This is a genomic window from Ureibacillus suwonensis (genome assembly GCF_042655065.1).
GTDB lineage: Bacteria > Bacillota > Bacilli > Bacillales_A > Planococcaceae > Ureibacillus > Ureibacillus suwonensis.
Window position 1 is genome coordinate 1 of sequence record NZ_JBHSNQ010000155.1, and the last position, 8,989, is coordinate 8,989.

Annotated in this window: 8 protein-coding genes; 6 read left to right on the plus strand and 2 right to left on the minus strand. The window is 40.1% G+C overall.

Annotation, left to right across the window (positions count from 1 at the left end; all coding sequences use genetic code 11):
* The first annotated feature begins 276 nt into the window (after positions 1–276).
* The 5 genes from mbcS to ACFPOH_RS11810 all read left to right on the plus strand — a co-directional run bounded on the left by mbcS (position 277) and on the right by ACFPOH_RS11810 (position 5,621).
* A complete protein-coding gene (gene mbcS / locus ACFPOH_RS11790; protein ID WP_342468921.1) occupies positions 277–1,863 on the plus strand; it encodes an acyl-CoA synthetase MbcS in 1,587 nt (528 codons plus the stop codon).
* 186 nt (positions 1,864–2,049) lie between these two features.
* Positions 2,050–3,054: a signal peptide peptidase SppA gene (sppA, locus tag ACFPOH_RS11795; protein WP_342468922.1), complete on the plus strand. Its 1,005-nt coding sequence runs from the start codon at positions 2,050–2,052 to the stop codon at positions 3,052–3,054.
* 12 nt (positions 3,055–3,066) lie between these two features.
* A complete protein-coding gene (locus ACFPOH_RS11800; protein WP_342468923.1) occupies positions 3,067–3,864 on the plus strand; it encodes an RDD family protein in 798 nt (265 codons plus the stop codon).
* A 131-nt stretch (positions 3,865–3,995) separates the two neighbouring features.
* The gene (tpx, locus tag ACFPOH_RS11805; RefSeq protein ID WP_342468924.1) at positions 3,996–4,499 is read left to right on the plus strand and encodes a thiol peroxidase; all 504 of its coding nucleotides are present in this window, start codon (positions 3,996–3,998) and stop codon (positions 4,497–4,499) included.
* A 183-nt stretch (positions 4,500–4,682) separates the two neighbouring features.
* Positions 4,683–5,621: a class I SAM-dependent methyltransferase gene (locus ACFPOH_RS11810; RefSeq protein ID WP_390309810.1), complete on the plus strand. Its 939-nt coding sequence runs from the start codon at positions 4,683–4,685 to the stop codon at positions 5,619–5,621.
* A 104-nt stretch (positions 5,622–5,725) separates the two neighbouring features.
* Here the strand turns inward: ACFPOH_RS11810 and ACFPOH_RS11815 are convergent, their stop codons facing one another.
* Together ACFPOH_RS11815 and ACFPOH_RS11820 are read right to left on the minus strand one after the other, a co-directional pair.
* Positions 5,726–6,700: an acyltransferase family protein gene (locus ACFPOH_RS11815; protein ID WP_390309812.1), complete on the minus strand. Its 975-nt coding sequence runs from the start codon at positions 6,698–6,700 to the stop codon at positions 5,726–5,728.
* A 293-nt stretch (positions 6,701–6,993) separates the two neighbouring features.
* Entirely contained in the window at positions 6,994–7,440 is a 447-nt protein-coding gene (locus tag ACFPOH_RS11820; RefSeq protein WP_342468927.1) for a universal stress protein, read from the minus strand.
* A 285-nt stretch (positions 7,441–7,725) separates the two neighbouring features.
* Here ACFPOH_RS11820 and ald point away from each other — a divergent pair, with 285 nt between their 5' ends.
* Complete coding sequence (gene ald / locus ACFPOH_RS11825) at positions 7,726–8,850, plus strand: alanine dehydrogenase (RefSeq protein WP_342581655.1); 1,125 nt, start codon at positions 7,726–7,728, stop codon at positions 8,848–8,850.
* The last annotated feature ends 139 nt before the right edge of the window (positions 8,851–8,989 follow it).

Below are 8,989 nucleotides of genomic sequence, written 5' to 3' on the forward strand. Positions count from 1 at the left end.
TGGTTTCAGCTCTCGCAATGGCAAAAGAGAGTAAAAAGCAACAAACCGCTTAAAAAATTTTTAAAGCGAAAAATTCTGCAAGTACGCCCAAAAAAGGACAAACAGAATATTTGTAAACCAAAGATACTTCTTTTAAAACTCTTTTTAATAAAAATCTAATTTTGCAAAACTCTCAAACAAAAAATTTTCTATTATGAAGAATATTTTGCTATTTTGTTCGTATATAATTATAATTAGGATAATATTTTCAATTTTTCAAATTAAGGGGGAATTTGCTTGAAGAGGGAAGATTTGATTGCACCAGAAAACTATAACATTGTGGATGAATTTGAAAAATGGGCAAAAGATGAGAGTAAATTGGCGTTATTGGTTCGCCATGAAGACGGCACCACTGAGCAGATCACCTTTGTTGAACTTTTAAAAAGAGCCAATAAAGTGGCGAATTTATTTAAAAGCCATGGCCTGGAAAAAGGCGATGTGATTCTTGTCATGGTTCCGCGTTCTGCTGAAGCCTACGCTACATACATCGGTGCATTAAAAGCAGGACTTTCAATCATTCCAAGCTCTGAAATGTTAAGAGCAAAAGATATCGACTATCGCATTGAACATTCCGGTGCGAAAGGGATTGTGGCCTTTTCCAATGAAATCGCTCAATTTGAAGACGTCAAATCCTTGGATGGATTGAAACTTTTCGTTTACGGGGAAGCGGAAGAACCTTGGATTCAAATTGAAAAAGCCGTTGAAAATTTATCGGATGAGTTTAATGAAGTGCAAACAAAAAGCTCCGATATCGCTTTCTTATCTTACACAAGCGGAACAACCGGAAATCCGAAAGGTGTAATCCACACTCATAGTTGGGGTTACGCACATTTGCGGACAGCCGCTGAGCACTGGCTCGGTGTGAAAGAAAATGATGTGGCTTGGGCGACGGCAGCACCTGGCTGGCAAAAGTGGATTTGGAGCCCATTCCTGGCGATTTTGGGAAGCGGCGGCACAGCCTTCGTTTATACAGGAAAATTCGATCCAAAAACGTATCTGCAATTATTGCAAGATTATAAGGTCAATGTATTATGCTGTACGCCGACGGAATATCGTTTAATGGCAAAAGTGGACGGGCTGGAATCTTATGATTTGTCGAATTTAAAAAGCGCCGTTTCCGCAGGGGAGCCGTTAAACAGCGAAGTCATCAACAAATTCCTGAATGTATTTAATATTCAAGTCCGCGATGGATATGGACAAACTGAAAATACACTGCTCGTTGGTACTATGCTGGGCATGAAGCCGAAACCAGGTTCCATGGGCAAACCGACTCCGGGAAATGTGGTGGAAATTATCAATGAAAACGGGGAACCGGCAAAACCGGGAGAAGTTGGCGATATTGCCGTCCATTCATCCACTCCTGCCCTCTTCAAAGGTTATTACAAAGATCCAGAACGTACGCAAATGCAATTCCGCGGAGAATGGTTCCTGACAGGTGACCGGGCGTACAAAGATGAAGAAGGCTACTTCTGGTTTGAAGGACGCGGTGACGACATCATCATTTCCTCCGGCTACACAATCGGTCCTTTCGAAGTGGAAGATGCCCTTGTAAAACATCCAGCTGTAAAAGAATGTGCAGTTGTGGCAAGTCCTGACGAAATTCGCGGAAGTATTGTAAAGGCTTTCGTTGTATTGAAAGACCCAACATTAAAAAATAGTCCAACCCTTGTTCAGGAATTGCAAGAGCATGTGAAAAACATTACAGCCCCATATAAATATCCGAGAGCGATTGAATTCATTGATGAATTGCCTAAAACCACTTCCGGTAAAATTCGCAGAGTCGAATTGCGCCAAAGAGAATGGCAAAAACAAACAGCGAAATGATTCACACCTTCCCATTTCATAAATAAACCAATATTTCATAAAATATACAAATTTAAGGCATTCAGAGAAGATAATGGCTTTCTGAATGTCTTTTTTTCATGTAACCTTATATTAGTAAAGAAAATTTTATAATTTTTTGAAACAATTGGCTTTCCAAAACGTATGAAAGGTGAAGGAGGTAAAAAAATGAATGTAAAAAGATGGATTGCACTTATTTTTGCGGTTATTTTGCTGTTTGTTTCAATTGGAATCAATGCATTGATGTCGATTCTCAAGACGGATATTTTCAGCGGGTTTGATTCCTTGACAACAACAGAATTAACCGAAACGGTTGTCGAACCGGGATCTTTTGATGAACGAATCGCTTTGCTTTCAGTGGATGGAGTCATTCAGGATGTAGGCTCAAGCACGCCGTGGACAACTTTGGCATATGATCATCAAATGTTTTTGGCTTCATTGGATCAAATTTTGCAAGACGATACGGTAAAAGGTGTTGTATTGTATGTTAACTCGCCAGGTGGCGGGGTCATTGAATCCGCGGAGATTCATGATAAATTGGTGCAAATCAAAAAGGAAAAAGGTATTCCAATATATGTTTCAATGGGATCGATGGCTGCTTCAGGAGGTTATTACATTTCTGCCCCTGCGGACAAAATTTTTGCCCATCGTGAAACTGTCACAGGTTCCATCGGTGTCATTATGCAGAACTACAACTACTCAGAACTTGCCAAAAATTTAGGAGTCGAAATTGAAACTATCAAATCCGGCGCACATAAAGACATGTTCAGCGGCACAAGACCTTCCACCGAAGAAGAAAAAGCGATGCTTCAGGAAATGATCAATGAATCCTATGAAGCGTTTGTGGATGTAGTGGAACAAGGCAGAAACATGTCCGAAGCGGAAGTGAAAAAAGTGGCGGATGGACGGATTTTAAGCGGAAGCCAGGCGATGAGAGCCGGTTTGGTGGATGAGTTGGGCAATTTGGAAGATGTCATTCAAGCAATAAGAAAAGATCATAAACTGGAAGATGCGGAATTGTTTGAATACGAGTCCGGTTTTGGAACTTTTTCATCTTTGCTGGCATCGAAAATGGGTACAATCTTTGGCCCTTCAGCAGAAGAGAGACTATTGAAGAAATTGATGAGTTCTTATGAATCACCTCGATTGATGTATTTATATGGTCAAAATTAAGGAGGGCTGAAAATGACGGGTTATAATCCAGAAAATGAACGGAAAACTCCTGCCCAAGAAACGAATGACAATATTTCAGCGAATGAACAGGAACAGAATGATTCAATCTATGATAATGACCACGTTGAAACATCCTCAAATGAAGAAAATATGGGGGCTGCGGAAAGGGAAATAAATGAATCCGGCCAACCATTGGCGGAAAAAACCGCGGAAGAATCTGTTGCAGCGATCAATAACAATGAATTTTTAAGCGAAGGGAAGAAGGAAGAGGCCATTGAAACAAAAACCGTAAGAGAAACGGAAATTGTTGAAGAATATGAGGAAAAAACAGCCGGTTTTTGGATTCGGTTCTTGGCGTTCATAACAGACGGTCTCATCGTCAGTGCAATCGTATCCATATTGGTTAAACCAATCTTCTATTTTTTGGACTTGGATATGTCCACTTCCGATTGGTTTGCACCGTTTACGATTATTTCAGGAATTTTCTATTACGGTTACTTTATCATTATGACAAAGTTCTGGCAGCAAACGGTCGGCAAGATGATTTTCGGATTAAAAGTGAAATCGCTGAAAGAGGAAAAACTTTCATGGAGTACTGTATTGTTCCGGGAATTGGTGGCGCGCTTCATCAATAATACCGTTTGGTTATCTTATCTTGCAGTTGCGTTTACGCCGAAAAACCGGGGAATCCAGGACTATATTGCCGATACCATTGTGGTGCAGGAAAATGTGTATGTAAAAAATGAAAAGACTGTGATTAGAGAAAAGATCATTGAAATTGACGGCCATTCCAACCATCAGACAGCTTGATCAATCACCATTCAGCATCCATCGTTTCTTTGGATGCTGAATGGTTTTTTGATTTTCAAGTTAAGTTATTTGCTTAGTGGGGAAAGTGTTTAGTAAGATGAAATTAGTAGAAAAAAAGGAGGAATGTTCTAGTGGCTCAAGTAACATTTAAAAATAACCCGGTGACATTGTTGGGAAATGAAGTGAAAGTGGGTGACAAAGCGCCGGATTTCACAGTGCTTGCCAATGATTTATCACCTGTCACTTTAAAAGATTCAGAAGGGAAAATCCGCTTATTTGCGACAGTTCCATCCCTTGATACAGGCGTTTGTGATGCGGAAACCCGCCGTTTTAACGAAGAAGCGGCAAAATTGGGGGACGATGTCATCGTTTACACGGTGTCCGTCGACTTGCCTTTCGCTCAAAAACGCTGGTGCGGTGCAGCGGGCATCGATCGTGTAGTCACTGTATCCGACCACAAAGATCTTTCCTTTGGAAAAGCTTATGGTGTGGCGATTGAAGAATTGCGTCTTTTGGCCCGTGCAGTGTTTGTCGTTGATCGGGAAGGCATTGTACGTTATGTGGAATATGTTTCTGAAACAACGAACCATCCGGACTATGAAGCGGCTATTAAAGCTGTAAAAGAACTTCTTTAATGGTTTAGAAATCGTAACAAAAGGTTATTACTTGTAAGATATCTTTTATCCGGTTTTTCGGTTATTATTATATTGGGCTGATTATTGTAGACAAAGTCATCGCGGCTTTGTCTACACTCATTTTTTGTCCGTTTTACATATCGTCACACCAATTAGAACGGGATTTGTGAAAGGAAGAACAGAATGGAAAGAATTGAGCAAATATTTGCCTTTATAAATAAAAAGGCCGAGGAATTTGAACGTTCAAGCAAGTCAACTTATTTGGAGGGTGTGCTCACAACGCTCAGAGGAGTTTTGGATGGAGAGTTTCAATTTCCGGTTGAAGCGGCAACGAAGGAAGAAACCCGCAAAGCGATTCAGCTCGCCATATTGAAAGGCATGCGTGAATCATCGCAACCCAACCATCAGATGACACCGGATTCTTTGGGATTGTTGATCACTTACTTTGTCGAGCAATTCTATGAAGAAAAATTGCAAAATGGCATGATATCCATTCTTGACCCTGCATTAGGAACAGGAAATTTAATGTTTACCATCATGAATCAGTTGGACGGCAAAATTTTGGCTGCAGGGGTGGAAGTTGATGAATTGCTGATTCAATTGGCGAGTGAGATTGCTGAACTCATCGAGCAGCCGATTGAACTGTATCATCAAGATGCGCTAAGACCGTTGCTTATTGAACCGGCAGATCTCGTCGTTTGCGATTTGCCTGTCGGTTATTATCCAAACGATGAAGTGGCAAAAGACTACGAATTATGCGCAAAAAACGAGATGAGCTATGCCCATCATTTATATATTGAACAATCATTGCGATACACAAAAGAAGGCGGATATTTAATATTTTTGATACCAGCCACATTATTCGAGTCGGGACAGGCGGAAATGCTCCATAAGTTTTTGAAAAAGCATGCATGGATTCAGGCAGTGATTCAATTGCCGGAAAACATCTTCAAATCAAAACAGCATGAAAAGAGCCTTTTCATTTTGCAAAAGAAAAGCGATCAGTTGCGCCCTCCGAAAGAAGTGCTGCTTGCCAAAGTTCCGAATATGTCGAACAAACAGGCGCTTTCACTGTTCTTTGAAAAGATTCGAATGTGGAAAGAAAACAATTTGAGCAAGTAAGTACCCGATAACAGGTTTAGAATTTGCATAAATCCGGAAAAATATAGATGACTCCCATATAAAAAGGTGCTGCCTCGAATTGTAGGCGCACCTTTTTATTTACATCATTTTTTGTTTTTTGCAAATGCCAGTTGAAAGACGTTGACCACCGGTTTTCGGGACAGCAAATACACAATCAGAAGGCTTGATACAAAGAGTATCCAATACTGGCTTGTTTCGATAATGTATTGCTTGATGGGATGATCGTGGAAAATCCGGACGATCCCCATATGAAGCAGGTAGATGACCATGGTCGATTGGCCGATGGAAGTAAGAAAGCTTTGTTTTTTTGGCACCAAGGTCAAAAAGACGAAGGTGGCCAAAAACTGAACGCCGTAAGTGGCCAATCGCATGAGTGCCGAGTATTCAATTGTGTCCGCGATTTCTTCATATGGTCTTTTTCCCAATAGCCAAAATCGATAGTCGAGCGGGGCGTACCGGGCAATCAAGATGAACCCGACAATCGCAACAATGATGCCGAGAACCGTATTCATGCGGGATTTTAATCGGACAAAATGCTCCTCTTTTAAATGATAGCCGGCCAAGAAAAATGGAAAGAAGAAAAAGGTGCGGGACAGACTCAAAAATTCATCCACTTCTGTGTCGTACCCAATTAAAAGGGAAATGGCGATGGCCATCAGGAGCCCATATTTCAATTTGCCGAAAAAATACAGAAGTACATTCCAAAAGATCAAACTCATTAAAAACCAAAGTCCCCATCTCGGGATAAACAAACTATAACTGATGTCATCGTGAAAGATGAAGTCATAGTAAAGCGTATAGAACACTTGAAAGATTACATATGGAATGAGGAGTTTTTTTACAAGTTTTTTAAAATATCCCTGTTCATAAATTTTTTTTGCGAAATATCCTGAAATCAATATAAAAGCAGGCATATGAAAGGTATAAATGAATAAATAAACGTCGGCGATCAGTTCATCATGTTCGATAAATTCACTGCTCATATGGCCAAGGACCACAAGGATAATCAATAATGCCCTTGCGTTATCAAAATAAGGAATCCGTTTCAATTCAACCATTCTTTCTGTTTTTCATCATGATTAATTGTCAAATGTTATCAGCAATGTAGAATAGAATTGTGCTAATCTTGAAATCAACTTTTCTATAATGAATAAAAGACAGTAATAGTTTTAACACATTTCGACAGATATCGCCATCAGGAAAAGTTGATAAAAACGTAAAATTGTTGACAATTTGTATCGCCAGATTGCAGCAATAGGAAAGGTTGGAAACGAATGATTGGAAAAATGGCCACAAAAAAACTGCCCGGGAAGCTCGAGGCTTTCCAGACAGCCTTTTCCAAATATGAATATTAGTTTTCAGGAGTGCGGACAACTAGCACATCACATTTTGCGGAACGGACAATCGCTTCAGAAACTGAACCGATTAGGAAACGTTCAACTGCGTTCAAACCTGTTGCACCGCAGACAATCAAATCAGCATCAACTAATTTGGATAATTCCTTCGTAATGATTGTTTTTGGAGAACCATATTCTATGATTACGTTTACATTTTTTACGCCAGCTTCTTCTGCTTGCTTTTTATATCCTTCAAGCAATTCTTCGGAAAATGCCTGAGCCTTTTCGGCAATGGAACGATCGTATGCTTCAATTGCAGCAAATGAACGTGTGTCAATTACGTTTACCAAGTGCAATTTTGCATCGTCGTTTTGTTTAGCAAAATCAATCGCTTTTTTGAATGCATATTCTGCTTCTTTTGAACCATCCACAGCTACTACAATATTCTTATAATTTACCATAAGGCTTACCTCCTTTTACTATGTTATTATTATATCAAATTTTCAGATAATGGGAATAGAAATTAGAGAAAAATGTAAAAAAATTCACATATTATTCTAAAAATTGTCGTAAATTTTGTTGGAAATTTTAATTTTTTGTTAATCTGTTGTGAACTTCATTGAATTGCATTTCCCCCTTTTTGGGGGGATTTTTTTCATATTTTGATTCTATTTTTATTTCATAATTGTTAGAATAAAAAATGATGACAGAATTTTGAATTTTGCAGAAAAGGACGGGATCTTCGAGTGAAAATTGGTATTCCTAAAGAAATTAAGAACAATGAGAATCGTGTCGCAATGACGCCTGCGGGGGTCGTTACATTAACCAATGCAGGCCATGAAGTATATATTGAAACCGGTGCGGGTTTGGGTTCTTCTTTCACTGATGAGGATTATGCCGCTGCGGGAGCAAAAATTGTCAAAACCGCTGAAGAAGCATGGTCACAAGAGCTGATTTTGAAAGTGAAAGAGCCGATTAAAAGTGAATATCAATATTTTTATGAGGGACAAATCCTCTTCACTTATTTGCATTTGGCGCCTGAATATGAATTGACACAAGCATTGCTTGATCGAAAAGTGGTTGGAATTGCATACGAAACTGTGCAAATGCCTAATGGTTCCCTGCCTCTTTTGACGCCGATGAGCGAAGTGGCTGGGAAAATGAGTGTGCAAATCGGTGCGCATTTCCTGGAAAAATTGAATGGAGGCAATGGAATTTTATTAGGTGGGGTTTCAGGCGTTCCCCGTGGAAAAGTGACCATCATAGGCGGTGGGGTTGCCGGGACAAACGCCGCCCGCGTTGCCATTGGGATGGGAGCGGATGTGACAATGATCGATGTAAACCCTGACCGTTTACGTCAATTGGAGGATATTTTTGGCACTTCCGTTCAAACGTTGATGTCCAATCCATATAATATTGCCGAGTCCGTGAAAAATTCCGATTTGGTGATCAGCTCCGTATTAATTCCTGGAGCAAGAGCGCCGAAATTGGTGACAGAAGAAATGGTGAAGCAAATGAAGCCGGGCTCTGTAATTGTCGATATTGCCATCGACCAGGGAGGAAGCACGGAAATCACCGCAAACAACCCTACTTCCCATGACAAGCCGACCTTTGAAAAATATGGCGTGCTTCATTATGCGGTGCCGAATATTCCGGGAGCGGTACCGAGAACTTCCACTCTTGCCTTGACGAATGTCACAGTGCCATATGCGCTGCAAATTGCCAACAAAGGCTATAAACAAGCCTGCTTGGAAAATGAGGCGTTGAAAAAAGGAATCAACACTTTGAAAGGATATGTAGTATACAAGGCGGTTGCTGAGGCGCAACAGCGGGATTATGCATCTGTGGAAACATTGCTGAAAGAAGATTAAATCATTTCATTCAGAGGCTGGGACAAAACCCCCTCTAAAATGGAAACAGCCCATGAAATTTTGGAATGAAATTTCATGGGCTGTTTTTCATTTTTTCAATAAAAAATAAGGACCTCTTCTGTTAAAATTAAGTTAGCAC

Excerpts from the sequence above, each read along its gene's own strand:
- sppA (WP_342468922.1), top strand. The coding sequence starts at position 2,050 with ATGAATGTAAAAAGATGGATTGCACTTATTTTTGCGGTTATTTTGCTG.
- ACFPOH_RS11800 (WP_342468923.1), top strand. The coding sequence starts at position 3,067 with ATGACGGGTTATAATCCAGAAAATGAACGGAAAACTCCTGCCCAAGAA.
- ACFPOH_RS11810 (WP_390309810.1), top strand. The coding sequence starts at position 4,683 with ATGGAAAGAATTGAGCAAATATTTGCCTTTATAAATAAAAAGGCCGAG.
- ACFPOH_RS11815 (WP_390309812.1), bottom strand. The coding sequence starts at position 6,700 with ATGGTTGAATTGAAACGGATTCCTTATTTTGATAACGCAAGGGCATTA.
- ACFPOH_RS11820 (WP_342468927.1), bottom strand. The coding sequence starts at position 7,440 with ATGGTAAATTATAAGAATATTGTAGTAGCTGTGGATGGTTCAAAAGAA.